This is a genomic window from Flavobacterium rhizophilum (assembly GCF_046000485.1).
Taxonomy (GTDB): Bacteria; Bacteroidota; Bacteroidia; order Flavobacteriales; family Flavobacteriaceae; genus Flavobacterium; species Flavobacterium rhizophilum.
In genome coordinates this window covers 12,071-29,991 of sequence record NZ_JBELQB010000010.1, presented here as the reverse complement: position 1 = coordinate 29,991, position 17,921 = coordinate 12,071, and the positions used below count along the sequence as shown (strand labels likewise).

The 17,921-nt window shown below is 37.0% G+C and carries 22 protein-coding genes; 3 read left to right on the top strand and 19 right to left on the bottom strand.

All coding sequences use genetic code 11. From position 1 onward, the window contains the following. The first annotated feature begins 39 nt into the window (after positions 1-39). Positions 40-366, top strand: a complete 327-nt coding sequence (locus tag ABS768_RS13230) for a hypothetical protein (RefSeq protein WP_408075433.1) — start codon at positions 40-42, stop codon at positions 364-366. Between the two features lie 52 nt (positions 367-418). Here the strand turns inward: ABS768_RS13230 and ABS768_RS13225 are convergent, their stop codons facing one another. Next, positions 419-859, bottom strand: coding sequence for a hypothetical protein (locus ABS768_RS13225; protein WP_408075432.1), 441 nt, complete (start codon positions 857-859; stop codon positions 419-421). 117 nt (positions 860-976) lie between these two features. Next, positions 977-1,864, bottom strand: coding sequence for a LysR family transcriptional regulator (locus ABS768_RS13220; RefSeq protein WP_408075431.1), 888 nt, complete (start codon positions 1,862-1,864; stop codon positions 977-979). A gap of 81 nt (positions 1,865-1,945) precedes the next feature. Between ABS768_RS13220 and ABS768_RS13215 the strand changes: the two genes are divergently transcribed. Then, the gene (locus tag ABS768_RS13215) at positions 1,946-2,569 is read left to right on the top strand and encodes an NAD(P)H-dependent oxidoreductase (RefSeq protein ID WP_408075430.1); all 624 of its coding nucleotides are present in this window, start codon (positions 1,946-1,948) and stop codon (positions 2,567-2,569) included. 230 nt (positions 2,570-2,799) lie between these two features. On the opposite strand, the gene ABS768_RS13210 is transcribed toward ABS768_RS13215, so the two are convergent. The 4 genes from ABS768_RS13210 to ABS768_RS13195 form a co-directional block, all read right to left on the bottom strand. Then, a complete protein-coding gene (locus ABS768_RS13210) occupies positions 2,800-3,135 on the bottom strand; it encodes a hypothetical protein (protein ID WP_408075429.1) in 336 nt (111 codons plus the stop codon). Between the two features lie 235 nt (positions 3,136-3,370). Next, the gene (locus tag ABS768_RS13205; RefSeq protein ID WP_408075428.1) at positions 3,371-4,654 is read right to left on the bottom strand and encodes a hypothetical protein; all 1,284 of its coding nucleotides are present in this window, start codon (positions 4,652-4,654) and stop codon (positions 3,371-3,373) included. A gap of 314 nt (positions 4,655-4,968) precedes the next feature. Beyond that, a complete protein-coding gene (locus ABS768_RS13200; protein ID WP_408075427.1) occupies positions 4,969-5,475 on the bottom strand; it encodes a hypothetical protein in 507 nt (168 codons plus the stop codon). 19 nt (positions 5,476-5,494) lie between these two features. Next, positions 5,495-6,730 (bottom strand): nucleoside permease, encoded by a 1,236-nt coding sequence (locus ABS768_RS13195; RefSeq protein WP_408075425.1) that lies wholly within the window; start codon positions 6,728-6,730, stop codon positions 5,495-5,497. A gap of 138 nt (positions 6,731-6,868) precedes the next feature. On the opposite strand from ABS768_RS13195, the gene ABS768_RS13190 reads away from it, so the two are divergent. Beyond that, positions 6,869-7,234: a cupin domain-containing protein gene (locus ABS768_RS13190; RefSeq protein ID WP_408075424.1), complete on the top strand. Its 366-nt coding sequence runs from the start codon at positions 6,869-6,871 to the stop codon at positions 7,232-7,234. 7 nt (positions 7,235-7,241) lie between these two features. Here ABS768_RS13190 and ABS768_RS13185 read toward each other — a convergent pair whose 3' ends face one another. The 13 genes from ABS768_RS13185 to ABS768_RS13125 form a co-directional block, all read right to left on the bottom strand. Then, positions 7,242-7,595, bottom strand: coding sequence for a cyclic-phosphate processing receiver domain-containing protein (locus ABS768_RS13185; protein ID WP_408075423.1), 354 nt, complete (start codon positions 7,593-7,595; stop codon positions 7,242-7,244). 2 nt (positions 7,596-7,597) lie between these two features. Next, positions 7,598-7,927, bottom strand: a complete 330-nt coding sequence (locus ABS768_RS13180; protein ID WP_408075422.1) for a hypothetical protein — start codon at positions 7,925-7,927, stop codon at positions 7,598-7,600. 9 nt (positions 7,928-7,936) lie between these two features. Continuing rightward, entirely contained in the window at positions 7,937-8,407 is a 471-nt protein-coding gene (locus tag ABS768_RS13175; RefSeq protein WP_408075421.1) for a hypothetical protein, read from the bottom strand. A gap of 151 nt (positions 8,408-8,558) precedes the next feature. Then, positions 8,559-9,053 carry a hypothetical protein gene (locus ABS768_RS13170; protein ID WP_408075420.1) on the bottom strand — a complete coding sequence of 165 codons (495 nt, stop codon included), beginning with the start codon at positions 9,051-9,053 and terminating at the stop codon, positions 8,559-8,561. A 45-nt stretch (positions 9,054-9,098) separates the two neighbouring features. Further along, a complete protein-coding gene (locus ABS768_RS13165) occupies positions 9,099-9,551 on the bottom strand; it encodes a hypothetical protein (protein ID WP_408075419.1) in 453 nt (150 codons plus the stop codon). 35 nt (positions 9,552-9,586) lie between these two features. Further along, complete coding sequence (locus ABS768_RS13160; RefSeq protein WP_408075418.1) at positions 9,587-9,958, bottom strand: hypothetical protein; 372 nt, start codon at positions 9,956-9,958, stop codon at positions 9,587-9,589. 68 nt (positions 9,959-10,026) lie between these two features. Then, positions 10,027-10,296, bottom strand: coding sequence for a DUF7683 domain-containing protein (locus ABS768_RS13155; RefSeq protein ID WP_408075417.1), 270 nt, complete (start codon positions 10,294-10,296; stop codon positions 10,027-10,029). A 606-nt stretch (positions 10,297-10,902) separates the two neighbouring features. Continuing rightward, positions 10,903-11,085: a hypothetical protein gene (locus tag ABS768_RS13150; protein WP_408075416.1), complete on the bottom strand. Its 183-nt coding sequence runs from the start codon at positions 11,083-11,085 to the stop codon at positions 10,903-10,905. Between the two features lie 13 nt (positions 11,086-11,098). Beyond that, positions 11,099-11,791 (bottom strand): (d)CMP kinase, encoded by a 693-nt coding sequence (cmk, locus tag ABS768_RS13145; protein ID WP_408075415.1) that lies wholly within the window; start codon positions 11,789-11,791, stop codon positions 11,099-11,101. A gap of 1 nt (position 11,792) precedes the next feature. Further along, complete coding sequence (gene porQ / locus ABS768_RS13140) at positions 11,793-12,812, bottom strand: type IX secretion system protein PorQ (protein ID WP_408075536.1); 1,020 nt, start codon at positions 12,810-12,812, stop codon at positions 11,793-11,795. A gap of 651 nt (positions 12,813-13,463) precedes the next feature. Then, positions 13,464-15,914: an endopeptidase La gene (gene lon / locus ABS768_RS13135; protein ID WP_408075414.1), complete on the bottom strand. Its 2,451-nt coding sequence runs from the start codon at positions 15,912-15,914 to the stop codon at positions 13,464-13,466. 234 nt (positions 15,915-16,148) lie between these two features. Further along, positions 16,149-17,063 carry a DUF6252 family protein gene (locus ABS768_RS13130; RefSeq protein WP_408075413.1) on the bottom strand — a complete coding sequence of 305 codons (915 nt, stop codon included), beginning with the start codon at positions 17,061-17,063 and terminating at the stop codon, positions 16,149-16,151. Positions 17,064-17,093: 30 nt separating this feature from the next. Next, entirely contained in the window at positions 17,094-17,870 is a 777-nt protein-coding gene (locus tag ABS768_RS13125; protein ID WP_408075412.1) for a hypothetical protein, read from the bottom strand. Positions 17,871-17,921 lie beyond the last annotated feature (51 nt).

Here is a 17,921-nt window from a genome sequence, read left to right as displayed (position 1 = left end):
TAAAATATTGAATAGAAACTCTATTTTAGAAAACACCTAATGAATAACATACAAAATACAATCGATTTACTTTTACAATATTTAACTAAGCAAATTGGCTATAAAATCATCATTGATGAAGAGTATTTTAAAGAGTTTCCTGATTTTTATTATTTAATATACAATACCGAAGACTACCTGATAAATAAAAATATATCAAACGCATTAGTAGGTAACTTTCCGGTAATAATAAAAAAGACTAAAGAGGAATTTTATACTTTGATTTACGATGAAGATACAATCTCATTAACTTTTGAAGAAGTATTAAATTTACCCTTTGAAGATATACTTAAACTCAACATACTACAAAAATTTGATTTAGATTAATATATTTTCAATCCCCTATGCTAGCGCGAGCGTTCCGCTCGTGATCAACTAACTACTCTTTCTTAACCAGCTTAAAAACCATGTCTTTAGTTGCCGAATCAGCAGAAACCCATGTAAACTGCAATTGTAACTCATTATCTACAACGTAACCAAAGTAATAACCCTCGTTTAATGCAAAAGCTAATTTTTTGGGTTCAAAATATTGAGCCTTAATATAAGGACTTACAATTTGCCTGCTGAATTCATAGTTAGTGAGATTAAAACTTAACTCAGTGCTTTTATTCTCTTCAAAATCTATATCTGCCACAAAAGATATTTCAGGTTGGTTTCCATAATACACACCTTTAACAATGCTGTTATTATTAAAGATAAGTGTAATATAATCTTTAAATACCTCTCCGTTTGCCTCTTTATGATTATATAAATAATTTTTAACCTGAGCGTTACAGTAAAAACCGACAAGCAGTAATAAGAAAAGTAAACATTTTTTCATGGTAAGGTTTTAGTATAAAACGCTTAATATAGTGAGTAAATTGTCCACGCTGGCGCGATCGTCCCGCTCGTGTGGGCAAAAGGATAATATTAAATTCAAAGAACTGGACTAGTGCTATTAATAAGAAACATTATTGACATTAGTTTTCTCCATCTTCTCCATAAAAAAATTAATTTCTTTTAATTTACTATTCTTAAATTTAAATGAGTAAAATAATTTTTGTTCTGCCATTTTAGATGATTCAATAGGCACTTTAATTAATTTTTCTTTACACAATTGTTTAGGGACAATACTAAATCCATTATTGTTTTTTAAAGTTTCGATTATATCTAAATAAGAAGGTAATATATACCTCGGAATAATTCTGGGATTAGTATTGAATCGGGTTTCCCAAAATTTCTCTATATCTTTTTGATTATTGTCATAGCTAAACCAAGTTTGTTTTTCTAACCATTTGATTAGCTCCTTATCATTTTTCTCTATATTTTTTGGAATTTCAATGTCTTTAGAACATATTAACTCTAATGTTTCAGTCTTAATATATTTGAATTCATGATCATAAACGTTATGCTTTTTTACACCTACCAGTAATTGGATTTTATCCGTTTCAAGGGCTTCAATCAAATCTTTTTCAGTTCCAAAAGTTGTGACAATATACATATCAAAAGAATAAATTTTATTAATTAATTCTTTTTTAAAAAAATCTGTAGTACAACCAATTGTTATAGCATAACGTTCTTTTTTTGCTCTTTGCCCTGAATAATACTCTACTTTTTCTAATTCCTGTAATGGATTAGTAATTTGGGTATACAAGAACTTTCCGTATTCGGTAGGTTCTAATTTTCGAGTGGTTCTTTCAAATAGTTTTTTACCGATATGATTTTCAAGAGCAGATAAATGTTTACTAACTCCGGGTTGAGTCATATTCAATTTTTTTGAGGCCTCTGTAATGTTGTTACATTCATAAATAGAGCTAAAAGTCCTCAACCACTCCAAATTAATCATAATATATGTTATAAATAGATAAACAAAAATAATTAAAATTATCAATTTATCGAATCTATATTTGTAGAAAAAATAGAAACAATGACAAAAACATTAGTAATAAACTACACGCCCAGAAAAGGTTCTTACACCAAAATTTTATTTGATGAATTTGTAAAACTGGCAAAAGGAAAAACAGAAATGAAGCATTTAAATTTAGCCGAAACTCCACCGGATTTATTATTAGAAAAAAATTTGAATTTAATAATGGAATGGAATATGGGAAAAAGAGATTTTTCAGAAGAGGAGCTCTCAATACTATCTAATCATAATAAACTTATAGATGAAGTTCTTGAAGTTGATAATATTGTATTAGCTTTTCCCATTTATAATTTCACAATGCCAGCAACTGTAAAAGCATGGATAGATGCTATCGTAGTTAGTGACAAAACATTCTCTTTTAGCCCTGAAACAGGATTTGTCGGTCTTTGTAATAATAAAAAGGCTTTATCACTAGTGGTTAGTGGGTTTGATTATAATAATTCTGGTAATATTAAAGAATATGCTTCGCTTACAATAAAACAAAATTTTGATTTTATGGGAATTTCTTCAGAACAGATTTCAGCTTTTGGTGTAGACCAAAATAGAGACCAATTAAATTCAACTCTTGAGAATGCCAAATTTGAAATAAAAAATTTAATCGACAGATGGTTTCCAAGTGTCTAGCCCTGAAATATGGTTACAGATTAAATATAAATCTAAGCAGTTAATTTGTGTATCATATTTGTTTTTTTAATGGAAAGGCAAGTATGATATTACTTCATTATGTAATTTAATTCCATTTTTTTAGCACTTTTAGTGTGAGAGGTTTATTCACAAAGCTTTGATTAAGATAGAACTACTCCCTATACTGGCGCAAGCGTCCCGCTAATGTTAAAATACAACATAAATAAAAACTACTGCACACTACCACTACCCTGCCTCCACATCGCTATAGAGTTGTGAAAACGCTGTTGCACCTCAGCCGGAAGCATCTTTAAAAATGCATCATTAAACTGATTTTCATCAAAAAGAGTTAGCGCAATCTGGTCCAGCATGGCATCATAGTTAGGGTACTTATTGTTATATATAAAAGTAATGCAGTTAGCACAATGCTCCATGATAATGGTACTGTGCATATTATTTGCCGTGAAGAGGGCAAAAAAACAAACAACAATAAAATCGTCTTCGTTTTGGTATTCCCTAAAATCAAATTCGGGAACTGTAAGCAATAGTTTTTCTTTAAGATTCATGGGGTATAGCGTGGTAATTCAAAAAAAGATAAACAATAACACTCTTGGTTCATAATAGGAACCACAGTTAAATTTAACAAATAAGTAAATCACCTGCTGTTTACTCAACAATTCATGAAAAAAAGACTATAAAAAGATTGAATTTATCGATAAACTGCACTTTTGTAGCACAATAACTACAATAGAAATACAAAAAAGTACATATAGGTAATAGCCTACTGTACTTATTAAACTCTTATTTAAATACTGATTTTACAGACCATTCATATCCTTTGCAGTATTGGATATGCACATTGTAAAGCGAATCGGCAAACCTGGTACCATCGGCAGCATCATTTTCAAGCTGAAGTCTTTCTTTAACCGCCTGTCTCAGCCTACGCTGAATATAAGGGGTTTTGTCGGCACCCAGGTAAGCATAAAAAAGCTCAGGCCTTTCAAGGAAGATATGATAAAAATAATCATCGGCACTAATCCCCAGGCTCTCCCCTATAGGATTGGATGAATCGGCCATCTTATTTTTATAAATCTGTCCTGCCACAAACATGTAAAACGACAGGTTATCCCTCTGTTCCTTTAACGACGACAGTACTCCGGTAATTTCCATCATGTCACCCATAGTGGCATACTCGCCATAGTGGCTTACCACAAGCTCGTCAAGGCTTCTTTTATTCTCTTCTATATAAGCCTGTTTCTCGTTAGGCGTAAGCTTAAAAAACTGGGTTTCCTCCAGTACACAAAACGGTTTAATATCAATGGCACCTTCATCATTAATAACCATATCAAACAGCCTTATTTTATCGCCTTCCAGTTTGTAGTGATAGCTTTTACCCCACTCACTACCATTTTTAAAGTATATTTTATCCATCGGGTAGATATCCGATACAAAAACAGTCGCCACCTCATAGTTATCATACCCGAAAAGATTTTGGGCACTACCATCGGCATTCAGTTTTATATTAGTCGTAAAACCACCCAGTTCAGGGCAATGGCAGGAATAGCTCTTATTATCGAATAATACCCTGTTAGTAATATCATTCACCCCTTTAGACTCGTCTTTGGCATTAGCAACCTCAGCCACCCTAACCAGTTCGGCCTTGTGTCCGTTAAGGTTAAATGTAAGCATGTCGTTATTAATGTACAGTCGCTCTTCCACATTACCGTCAAGCGTATTGTAGCTAATATAAGGTTCGGCATCTTTTTGTATAATCATACCCTGTTCGCCTTCGGTACCATAATATATTTTTATGGGCGTTTTAGGCTCTTCGGGTGCGGCTGCAATTACAACACTGTTTATACCTTTAAGGAATTTTGATGAGGCAAACGGCGAACGGCTTACCTTTAGTGAATCTACATAGTTTTTTGGAACCCAAACACCGTTGTACGGCTGCAGGCTAATAGTATACTCAACCTGAGGAACAACAGTTTCTACAGGCTCTACTTCCGCAATTTTTTTGGGTTCTTTTTTACAACCCACCAGCAATAGCATTACGGAAAACAGTAATAGGGGCATCTGTTTCATTATAAGGCGGTGGTTTTTAGTTGATTATGGTTATTACGAAAATAGTAAAATTTATCCTTGTAGGAAACTAAATATTAAATTTTTGTTTAATCGTCTCCTTTTATTACAAAATACTTATAATAACTAACAATTTGGGGATTAAAATACGAATTTAATATTGAATTATAGGTTCCCAATTATTTGAAACATCTGTAAAGGGGGTATATTTTTCGACAAAAAGCAAATTATCACGACAAAACGTCGAGTAACTCCTACAAATATGGAAAACATCAATAAAAATGTAGCTGAAAATATAAACGATTATCTGAAATAATTTACTCGGAATAAAGCGCTGTAAAAGACTTCTTTTCTATTATTTTATTCCCCATATCCTCAAAATAATCTATTATTTCTTCATCAGAAAATATTGTGTCGTGTTTGCTTTCAGCACCAAATTCTATTTCTGCAACAAAACCACCTTTATGATCATAGACAGTCAATTTCTTTTTTGCACTAAAAAATGATTGTTTAAACAAACACACCTTGTAATAAACAGTCTTATCATATGTAGTACACATAGCTACATTGCTTACACGAAAATTAATATCCTCCGGAACTGTATTAAAAACTTTCTCTCCATCCCTAAAGTACAGTTTTTGAGAAAACAGAGTCGATTCGCAGTTCACAGAATCTGTATCACAGCTACGGTAATGTTTGGTTTTAATCTTTAGGTTTAAACCGTTCTCATTACCTATATATTTTTCGGTAAAAACAGGATGACTTGGTTTATTACAGCCAGCAAGCAGTAACATAAAAACAGATAGTAGTGTAAGGTGTTTCATTATTGAGTTAAGTTTCATATTAATTTTCCTCCTTAACCATCTCCCCTTTTTCTACCTTAAATACAAAGGGGAAAATAATGGCTAGTACCAGTGCATAACCAGCAAAAGTAAACCAGATGTATTGCCAGTTGCGTATTCCGTTTTCGGTAAAATGGTCTACTACCCATCCGCTTGCCAGTCCGCCTACAAAAGCACCTATACCGTTTGTCATAATCATAAACAGTCCCTGTGCGCTCGAACGAATGGTTGGATCGGCCTCTTTCTCCACAAACATAGAGCCCGATATATTAAAGAAATCGAACGCCATACCGTAAATAATCATAGAAAGTACCAGTAGCCACAGTCCGTCATCCGGGTTACCAATACCAAACAGCCCGAAACGGAATACCCATGCCAGTATACTAAACAGCATAACAGTTTTAATACCATAACGTTTTAGGAAGAACGGGATAAGTAATATAAATACGGTTTCGGAAACCTGTGAGATAGACAGCAGTAAGTTAGGGTGTTGTACCCCGAAGGAATCAGGATAATCGGTTTTAAAATCTTCAAGAAAAGGTCCGCCAAAGGCATTGGTTATCTGTAATGCAGCCCCAAGCAGCATGGCAAATATAAAGAATACTGCCATTTTTCGTTGCTTGAATAATACAAAGGCATCGAGCCCAAGGGTAGACATAAGGCTCTTTTTGGTTTCCTTTTGCAATGGTGGGGACGGTGGCATGGTAAAGGCATAAAAGCCCAGCAGTAAAGCCGAAGCAGCCCCCACATACAACTGACCCGCACTTTGGGTATAGCCTAAAAAATCTACCGTCCACATGGCAGCAATAAAACCTACAGTACCCCACACGCGTATAGGCGGGAAATCGTTTACTATGCTGTATCCCTTTTTCTCCAGTACGTTATAAGAAACCGAATTGTTTAATGCAATGGTAGGCATATACATGCAGGCATTAAGCAACATTATAATGTAAAACCAAAAGTAATCGGTAACCGTTATGGCATAAAGCATAAGGGCCGCTCCTATAAGATGACAAAGCCCCAGTAATCTTTCGGCGTTAATCCATCTGTCGGCAACAATCCCCAGCAGTCCCGGCATAAAAAGCGAGGCAATACCCATAGTGGTATAAACTCCGCCTATCTGTATACCGCTAAAGCCCAGCGAAGCGCCCATATAATTACCTAAAGAAATTAACCACGAACCCCATATAAAAAACTGTAGGAAGTTCATTAACACCAAACGGCCTTTTATCCCCATGTGTATATACATTGATTGAACATGGTGGTAAAACTACCAAAAAAGTTGAAATATAGTGAATTATGTAGGTTAAGTTTTAACACCATGCATGCCTATTATCTCATAGCTTAAAACTGTATATTTGATAAAAATTAAGCTATGGAAATAAAAACAGTAAACCTTAAGGAAAAATTTGACTCTTTTACAGAATACTGGAACCCTAAAATTGTAGGCGAACTTAACGGACAGTTGGTTAAAGTGGCTAAGTTTAAAGACGAGTTTGTAATGCACAAACACGATAATGAAGACGAAATGTTTCTCGTTACGGAAGGAAAACTTATTATGGAGCTTGATAATAAGACATTGGAGATAAATGCCGGGGAATTTGTTGTTATCCCAAAGGGAACTAACCATAAACCCGTAGCCGTAGGAGAAGTGAAAGTATTGCTTTTTGAGCCTAATACCACACTAAATACGGGTAATACCGAGAATGATTTTACCGTAAAAAATCTGGACAGGATATAAACACAAATCAGTTTTCGTTTATAAAATTGATATAATTATCCAGTAACGACTTTATTTTTAGCGCTGCCACCGGCTTAGACGAATGCACCTTAAAAATGAGTTTCTTTAAATCGAGTCCGCTTTGGTAAACAAGCCATTGTGCAGCGGCATAACCATCAGGCAGCAGGTTACCCTTTTCGTCTTCCCCCAGGTCGTTATCAAAACTAATAAAGTAAGGGAGTCCGTTTTCTTTAATAATTTCTACAAACTCACTGTAGGTTCTTGCAATCACAAAATCCTTATTAGTAAGTTCGGGGTACACCATAGGGACTTCCCTAACATCGTCTAAAAAAAGCTTGTAGGCTATTCTTTCGGTATTCAATTTTATTTTTGTTTGTAATAAGCAAAATGATGATCGCTAAACCACATCTCATCCTTAGCCTTTCGGGTATAATTATACATTAAAGCTTTGTTGGCATAGAGCTGATTTTTAATATGTACTACCCCGTTACACAGTTTGTAGTCAACATCATAGTAATCAAGCACTTTAACCAGGTTTTCGTTAAACTGGTGTGACTGTTTCTCTATATTATCTACCACATATTTCTGTCCTATATGCTTTACCGGATAAAAGGGTGTGTAATCATACTGCCAGTATAGTACAGATATACAGGTTACAACCAGTAACAGGGTTAGTAAGGTATATTTTTTCATTCAGCTATATTATTCGTGCTGCCCTAAACTCTTCATTAGGGTAACCAGCATTTCCGACTTGGTTCTTGGCTGTGCCTCGGCTGCTGTAACCTTTTCAGAAAGGCGTCTCACATCCCCTTCCTTAATCTGGGCAATGCTAATAAGTTTAAGTACATTTTGTTTTGCCTGTAGCGATACTTCATTCAGCTTTTGTAAAAAAGTGTCGGTATGTGTATCAAGTAAATTGAACAAAATTTTAAACCTTCGGTAATTGCACTCAGGGTTTACATTGGCATCAAGTTTTTCAAAGGTGGTTAAATACTGAAAAATCTCATAGCTGGTAATATTTTTATTATCTTCCAGCTGTGACAGTAAATCAGAGTCGCACGGGGTTACGTGCATTGCGGCTTTATGCGCCGGCTGTAGTGCTGTTTCCTTTTGTTTTTGTTGTGTACATGCGCAAACAAGCACTGCAAATAGCATTAAGCTAATGTGTTTCATAACAGGCCGTAGTTTTTGGTTGGGAAGTAAATTTAATAAGAAAATTTCCTTGTAAACTATTGTAAGAAAAATATTTACAGTGTTTTTCTTAAATATTCGATGAAAAGCAAATAATACCTGACCAATGCGCTTTTTTTATGCAAAATTCTTATTATTTAGAATATTCATACTTACGCTTTTCCTCTTCTTCCATATGCCTTTTATAATCCCTGTATTCAAAATTGATTTCTCCTACACTATCAGTGATAAATTTTTGTACCCTGGGCTCTTCATACCCTTCCTGCACTATAAGTATCTTTTCGTAAACTTTGGCAAATTCACGGTATATTTCGGTACTCACCTCACTTTCAACATGAAGTCCGGCTGTCCCTTCGCTTTTTTTTGTTTGCACATCAATAACCTTAACATAGGCTATATTTCCATAAAGCGAATCTTTCTCATCAATAACTGACTTAAATTCATCCAAATCTACCTCATCCCCCATTAGTTTATAAAGCGGTACTCTTTCCTCATGAGACATGGTTTCATAAAACGAATTTGCTAAATGTTTGCTCATGGCAACATCTTCGGAATCGTTTATATACTCTTTTTTAATTTCACATCCGGCACATAAAAAGACAATTAAAAAAGCAATAGTGTATTTCATTATAGTAAGATTTAATATAAAGTAAATATTAGGTATTGTATAGGCTTAAAAGAATCGTGTATTGCGTACCGTTCGTTTATATTTTTGCATCGCTGTATTTAAAGCTGTAATCACTTCCTGCTTTGTTTCGGGATATTTATCATAAGTTTTAACCTTATCTAAAACAGAAGTAATATCTATTCCGTCATGAACAGGAGAAGCCAGTTCATCCAGTATTTTTGCTTTATCGGGTATTCTGTCTAACTGACTTAAAAACTGATTTGTATGGTTAGCCAACAACAAAAACAATAGTTCATTTCTCCACTGGCAGTATTCTGCATTATTATCGCACTCCGTATTATTGTAGTTTTTTAAGAAAAGGAATATTTTCCTGTCGTTTAATGTATCGGCATTTTCAAGCTTATACAAGTAATCAGTGTTACATGGATTTTGGGATATACTATTATTAGTTTTACATGATAACAACAGCAATACAACTAATAAAGAAAGATACTTCATATAGGTAAGGTTATATTTTGTGCAAATATAAATGTTTACTGTAAATCAGCTATGGTTTCTACATTTATGATAGGCGACTGATACAAGATCACCCTCTCTTTATAAAACCAATAAGTAAGGTTAGAAGTGGCGTATATGGTATCGTTCCCTTTAACTATAGCATAAGTAAAAATAGCTGTAGGCATCATGTGATCTTTTCCTGTAATCAGGTACTTTTTCAGATAATCAAACTCGGCAGCCACCTCTTTGTTCTTTACCTGTTTTAGGATTGTCTTATCAGGGTTACTAAACTCTTTAAGATTTTTGCTTGTTATATAGTAGGCATACTCATCGTTAGCCGTTATTAACGAAACACTGCTGCTGCACGATGACAACGCAATTAAAAGAAAGGGGATTATTTTTTTCATGGGGATGTTTATAAAAAATAATTACTGTACAATTTAAGCTTTTTATTCTAAACATCCCCATAGGTTACCTATTCATCATAGTCACCATATCTTTGAAAGAAATACTCATAGGTATTAAAATCAAAGCTTATTTTTTTTGAAAGGTGTTTGTTTATTTTATCGGCAGTAACCTCATCAATAGTATAAGTACTATACAGTTCGGGGTCATTTAAATTAGGGGTGATAAACGATTTGATTACTCCAAGGTTAATTTCATTAATTTCAAATTCCCTGTTTAGTTTATCGTTATGACGATGATACTCCTCTACATAATTGTAGATGTTAATTGGTGGTTTCATAAGGTAAAGGTTTGGTTAATTATGTTGCCAAAATAATTATTTTGCTTAGAAGTTTAACACTTTTTAACATTTAAAAATTCAGGAGTTTTCAACAATTAAAACATGTAAGATATTACATCTTAATAATATAGACGTATAAATTTTGGATTAGATTCTTCCGTTACGCTATCGCTACAGTCGGAATGGAAAGGAGATCCTTCCTAACGTCAGGATGACAACCTCTTGCGTCATTACGAGGAGGAACGACGAAGTAATCTAATGAGAGATTGCCACGCTACATTGCATTACGCTCGCAATGACAAGCAGAATAAACAAACGGCATTAGGTTTTGAAGGCGTTAAGTAAATTACCAAAAGAGGCTTATAAAAGCATCCGCTGTTTGAGGCGAAAGCCGAGTTCGGATGGTTTAGCCGAATGAGGGAATTTATAGCCTGAGAAACCATAGCCTTGACTTTTTCGTTCTTTTGTGTCAAGACAAAAGGACAGAACCTCAATCGTCATTGCGAGGAGGAACGACGCGGCAATCTATTATAAATGATGAATTTTAAATTTTAAATGAGATTCCTCACTACACTACGTTTCGTATCAGAATGACAAGGAGAGTACCTACGTCATCATAAAAAACAGCAGTAAAGCAATAAGGACAATTACAAAGTAAGTACGTATTTGAGCAGCATTAAAAAAGGAAACACCTTTTTCATTGCGGCGTTGCATGATACTTTTCCTTAAAAAATAAAACAACTGAAAAACCACTATGGCGCCAAATATAAAAAGTAGCTTTTTTTGCATAATGCAGGTAGATTTATTCTGCCAGTAGCTTATCTACAATATCAATAACCTTTTGCAGTTGTTCCTGCTTGGTGATATTGGAGTTATCCATCTCAATGGCATCATCGGCCTTAACAAGCGGAGAGTCTTCCCGATGGGTGTCTATATAATCACGCTCTACCACGTTCTTATACACCTCATCATAAGTTACCTCCTGCCCCAGTCCTGTAAGCTCTTTAAAACGGCGCTGTGCACGCGTTTCGGGGGTGGCATTCATAAATATCTTAAGCTCGGCATTAGGGAACACTACGGTACCTATATCGCGTCCGTCCATAACCACACCTTTTTTCTCGCCCATGTGCTTTTGCTGTTCTACCAGCTTGTGGCGCACCTGTGGCACTTCTGCAACGCGGCTTACCAGTTGTGACACGGCAAGAGTACGTATTTCCTTCTCTACATTCTCCTCGTTAAGATACATTTCGGCAAACTCCAGTACAGGATTGTAAAGAAACTGTAATGTAATATCATCTAAGTGCTCAATAAGGCCTTCGCGGTTAAAAAAATCTTCACCTATCAGTCCGTTTTGCATGGCATAAAGCGTAACGGCACGGTACATAGCACCTGTATCCACATACACATAGCCCAAATATCTGGCCAGTTGCTTAGCCAGCGTACTTTTTCCGGTAGACGAAAAGCCATCTATGGCAATCGTAATTTTTTTATCCAATTTACTGAAGGTTAATGGTTAACCCTATAAGGCTTGTATTTGCTGCAAGGGTATATCTTGAGTACGAATAATCAAAGCGCAATTTATTAAACCTTACGCTTACTCCCGCAGAAATTCCCGAAAAAGTTCGCTTGTCCTGTATACTTAGCTCCTGCCCTCTCCTAAAGTTATAGCCTAACCTAAGGTTAAAACTCTTACCCGGAAAGAGTTCGGCGCCCAGTATAACGTGACGAAGTGCATTATTGATAAACGAAACTTTCTCTTCGGTAACCTCACCGTCAATACTCTGTTCGGCGCGGTTAGGGTTTGAGAAAGCAATATTCCACTGTTGTAGGTTTTCCAGCGTAATATGCCAGCGTATAGGCACGTTTTCCACCTCCTGCGATATACCGGCAATAATCTCAAACGGAAGCTTTTCCTGCAGTCCCGCATAGGTAGTTAACTGAGTTCCCATATTACGTAATACCAGCGCATAGTTAATATCGTTATCGGTATCAATATAAATAGCCCCTATATCCAGTGCCACCCCAAAGGAGTTATAGCTTTCCAGTGTAGAAGATATAAGTTTAAGGTTACTCCCCAGGTAAAGGTTTGTCCAGGGTACATTGTAGGCATATCCAAAAGAAATGGCAATCTCACTACCGGTAAAATCGCCAGTTAGCAATCCGCTTTCGTCACGGCCTTCAAACGTACCGTAATCAACATAGTTAACCCCCATATGGAAAGTTTGCACGTGCCTGTCCCACGTGTAGGCATAAGCAGCAGTACCATAATTCACCTCCCCGTAGTAGCTACCATAGTTCGCCGTAAGGTGATTGTCCATCTCCGGGTTAATGGTTGCGGGGTTGTAAATAGCCTGATTTACGTCATAATCGTACAGGGTAACAATCTTACCTCCCAAAGCCGCCTGACGCGGAGAGGTTACAAGATTAAGGAACTGATATGTATATTTACCTCCTATCTGGCTGTAAGACACAGCCGTAAATAAGATAAAGAAGTAAATAAACGCTTTTTTGAACATTGCCGTCTGTAGGTTTTTCTGCATACTATAACGCAGGTGCGAAGATATTATTTTTTTACTTACGAGATAAGAGTAATTAAAGATTAGAATTTTGATTTAGATAACAGATAAAAGACATAAGAAAACAGACTTCAATATGCCGTAGTAATCTATTTTAAATGAAGAATTTTAAAAGAGATCCTTCCTAACGTCAGGATGACAACCTCTTGCGTCATTACGAGGAGGAACGACGAAGTAATCTAATGTGAGATTGCCACGCTCCATTGCATTACGCTTGCAATGACAAGCGGAGTAAGCAAACGGCATTAGGTTTTGAAGGCGTTATGTAAATTACCAAAAGTGGCGTATAAAAGCATCCGCTGTTTGAGGCTAGAGCCGAGTTCGGATGGTTTGCCGAAAGAGGGAATTTATAGCCTGAGAAACCACAGCCTTGACTTTTTGATTCTTTTGTGTCAAGACAAAAGGACAAAACCTCAACCGTCATTGCGCTCTGTATGTCATGTCGACGGCAGGAGACATCTCTATTCAAAAATCAGAGATTCCTCACTACACTACGTTTCGTATCGGAATGACAACCCCTGAAACATAAAAAAACGGCTAAGATATCCCTTAGCCGTTTCCTGTTTCAAATAAAGTATAACCTATTTGAAATTATAGCGTTTTTGCGTTTTTCACCTTTTGGTCGGTAATGGCATGTTTAACCACTTCCTGCATATCGCTCACATAGTGGAACGTTAGCCCCTGTAAGTATTCCTGTTTGATTTCATCTATATCACGACGGTTTTCTTCACAAAGGATAACCTCTTTAATACCTGCCCTCTTAGCAGCAAGGATTTTCTCCTTAATACCACCTACAGGCAATACACGTCCGCGCAGGGTAATCTCCCCTGTCATGGCAAGATTCTTTTTCACCCTTTTTTGCGTGAACGATGATACCAGTGAGGTAAGCATAGCAATACCGGCACTTGGTCCGTCTTTTGGTGTAGCTCCTTCCGGCACGTGGATGTGTACGTTATAGCTGGAAATCACTTCCGGACTAATACCAAGCTGTTCTGCATTGGCCTTAATGTATTCCAAAGCGATGGTAGCCGACTCCTTCATAACATTACCAAGGTTACCCGTCATAGTTAACGATCCCTTACCTTTACTAAGTAACGATTCAATAAATAATATATCGCCACCTACACTTGTCCAGGCAAGACCTGTAACCACACCTGCCACTTCATTGTTTTCATACTTATCACGCTCCATTCTTGGTGAACCCAGTACCTCAACAATATCGGCTTCAGTAGCCTTATGGTTATATTCTTCCTCCATGGCAATGCATTTTGCAGTATGCCTTACCATTTTGGCAATTTGTTTTTCCAATCCGCGTACGCCCGACTCCCTTGTGTAACCGGTAACGATTTTCTCCATCTGTTTTTTACCAATACTAAGGTCCTTATCGGTAAGTCCGTGTTCCTTAAGTTGTTTTGGTAACAGGTGGCGTTTTGCAATCTCTACCTTTTCCTCAATGGTATACCCGGTCATGTTTATAATTTCCATCCTGTCGCGAAGGGCAGGCTGAATTGTTGCCATGTTGTTAGACGTGGCTATAAACATCACTTTACTAAGGTCATACCCCAGTTCAAGGAAGTTATCATAAAACTCTGAATTCTGCTCCGGGTCAAGAACCTCAAGCAATGCACTTGATGGGTCTCCGCTTGGCCCTACAGACAGTTTGTCTATCTCATCCAGTACAAACACAGGATTACTTGTCCCTGCCTTTTTAATACTCTGGATAATACGACCCGGCATAGCACCGATGTATGTTTTACGGTGACCGCGAATTTCGGCCTCATCACGAAGTCCGCCCAGCGATATACGGATATATTCACGTCCCAGAGCTTCGGCAACCGATTTACCTATAGATGTTTTACCAACCCCAGGAGGACCGTATAAACACAATATAGGCGATTTCATATCGTTTCTCAGCTTTAATACAGCCAAGTATTCTATAATACGTTTTTTAACGTCTTCAAGTCCAAAATGGTCACGGTGCAGTATTTTCTCGGCACGTTTAAGGTCAAACTTATCTTTAGAGAATTCGTTCCACGGCAAATCAAGCATCAGCTCTAAATAATTACGCTGAATACCATATTCTGCCGCCTGCGGGTTCATACGCTGCAGTTTCGAAACCTCCTTATCAAAGTGTTCTTTGGTTTTTGTGTTCCACTTTTTGGCTTTGCCTTTTTTGCGCATTTCCTCTATTTCCTGATCGTGTGAAACGCCACCCAGTTCTTCCTGAATGGTTTTCATTTGCTGATGAAGGAAATATTCACGCTGCTGCTGATCTAAATCAAAACGTACCTTACTCTGGATATCGTTTTTAAGTTCCAGCTTTTGCAGCTCCAGATTCATGTGACGAAGGGTTTCCAGCGCACGGTTTTTAAGGCTCCCCTCTGCAAGCAGTTCCTGCTTTTCCTTAACCGTAAGACTCATGTTTGAAGAAACGAAGTTCACAAGGAACGAGTCGCTCTCAATGTTCTTAATGGCAAAGGTGGCCTCGGTAGGGATATTCGGACTTTCCTTAATAATCTGGATAGCCAGTTCCTTAATCGAATCTATAATGGTATTAAACTCCACGTCGTCCTTTTCAGGACGGTCTTCGTTCACTTCCTTAACAGTAGCACGCAGGTACGGCTCTTCGGTAGTTATCTCATCAATCTCAAAGCGTTTTTTACCCTGAATGATTACAGTTGTATTACCGTCGGGCATTTTAAGTACACGCAGTATGCGGGCTACAGTACCTATTTTATGGATATCGTTTGCTGTAGGCTCTTCAACCTTTTCGTCTTTTTGAGCCACTACCCCAATAATCTTACCGCCGGCATTGGCTTCGTTTATCAGTTTGATAGACTTGTCCCTGCCTGCTGTAATTGGGATTACCACCCCTGGGAAAAGCACCATATTGCGCAATGGCAGTATAGGCAAATCTGCAGGTAGTACCTCGCGGTTCATTTCTTCCTCATCTTCAGGGGTCATTAACGGAATCAAATCGGCATCTGTATCCAGTTCCTGAAGTGACAAACTGTCAATATTTAATATTTTTTGATTAGACATACTTATAATAGGTCATTTTGTCATTAAACATTTGCTGTTATGCAAATGCCCCGGTTAACTTGGGGATATTATTTACTTGTATATCAGTAATAACAATGCATTAGCTGATATGTTAACGCAGTATAATGTCAATCATTATGCCACACTAGGGTTTTTCTTAAAAAAGAACGCCCCACATAAAGCGGGGCGTACCAGTAGATATAGTAGTTTGAGTTAGTAGTTCGAAACTAAAATTTAGAAGCTGTAGTCTACATCATAAGTACCTGTAAAGTTAACTACTTCGGTACCGTTTGTAGCAGAAAAACTGTATGTTCCTGCAATCCTCTCTTCTGTTTTGCTGTTTATAACTATAGATCCGGTTGTAGCCATATACATTGACTCCGGAGATTCGGTTACATATCTTGCACCTACTACGTCTTCCAGTATGTTTCCGGTAATTTGGTATGTACCCGGAGTTAATGAAGCATCTATAGTAAGTACCACTTTATTTTGAACGGCATCAAGACCGTTAATGCTAATAGTCTCTCCTAATCCACCATCGGCAACCGCTACGGCAACATTAGCGATAGGATAATCTGCACCGTCAAGAACAGCTGTAAATAAATCGTCTGTAGGGTTTCCACCACCTCCAGGTATTGTACCTGTATAAGATATGTTTGTAAATGCACCGGCAGTAAACTCTATAGGCTCTAAATCTTCCTCATCATTACTCCACCATCCGGTAAAGCTGAATGTACCCGACACTTTTTGGTTAAGGGCATCAATATTTGTAATGTTTACAGATCCTGATGAACCTTCTGACCCAAAGTTGATATATTGGTAATCTGTTCCTACAGGCTGATAGTACATAAGTACATCATCACCCGAAAAAGTTCCTACAGCAGGGTTTGGTACAGCAAAGCTAACCGATTCCCCCTGTGAGCCTCTTAATCCCGAAACTATAAGCATACCATCGTTTATAACCGCAAGTGTATTGGTAGCAGTATACGTTTCGCCGTTAAAGTTTACAGTAAACGATCCTGTAGAACCGCCTGGGTTATTACCAATATTGTCTAATAATACCGGGTCTACCGGTTCTGTATCACAGGCTACAAAGCCCATGGCCAAAAACAGAAGCGCAAACGCCTGTACAATTTTCATCTTTTTCATAACTTCTTATTTTTATTCTGTATTTAATTGCTAGTTCAGCGTGTAAGATACAAGCGTACTGCTTGATGTAAATCCTCCTCCCTGAGATTCTGATTTAATAGGGCCTACGTTTTTAGCAAACCATATATATACAGTCATGTTTGTTACGTTACCCAGTTCTCCTCCGTAAACCATTGTTTGTTTTACCTTGATTACATCTTCATAAGTAGTACCGTTTACATCTACAGTAATTCCTTTTTCCTGAATAATGCTCTCAACATGAATATCCATAACAATTGGCGGAATAGTTACACCTTCAACCTGATAGCTGGTTGTTTGTTGTAAATCCTCTACCCAGCTTTGTCCCGGTTCAAGGTAATCTTTTAATAAAGTATACTCATATGGCGAAACGGTAATTTGCATTCCCTGTTGATCTGGAATATCAACACTTATTCTCATAGAGTAGTCTCCGTTATTATGTCTTATTCCTGTGCTCGATTCTCCGGTAAAATCTCCCGTTCCGGCATCAACAAAACCAGTGCTTGATGTATAGTACAGGTTACCATCTATTGTTTGTGTACCTGTAAGTAACATTGGGCTCTCCCCTTCATCTTCAACATCAAAAACCCATTCGTTATTAACGGCAAGCGGCCAGTAACTACCGTCACTTGTACCCGGATTAGTAGGATTGTTTGGATTAGTACCCGGATTCTCCGGATTGTTTACATTATCTAAAAGAACCGGATCTACAGGCTCTGTGTCACATGAAACAAAGCTAAATGCCGAAATAAACAATACTAAAGCCGATAATCTTCTAAAGTTTTTCATATGGTTTTATAGTTGTTAGGTGCCCAAATATAAAGTATTTTTTTTAATATC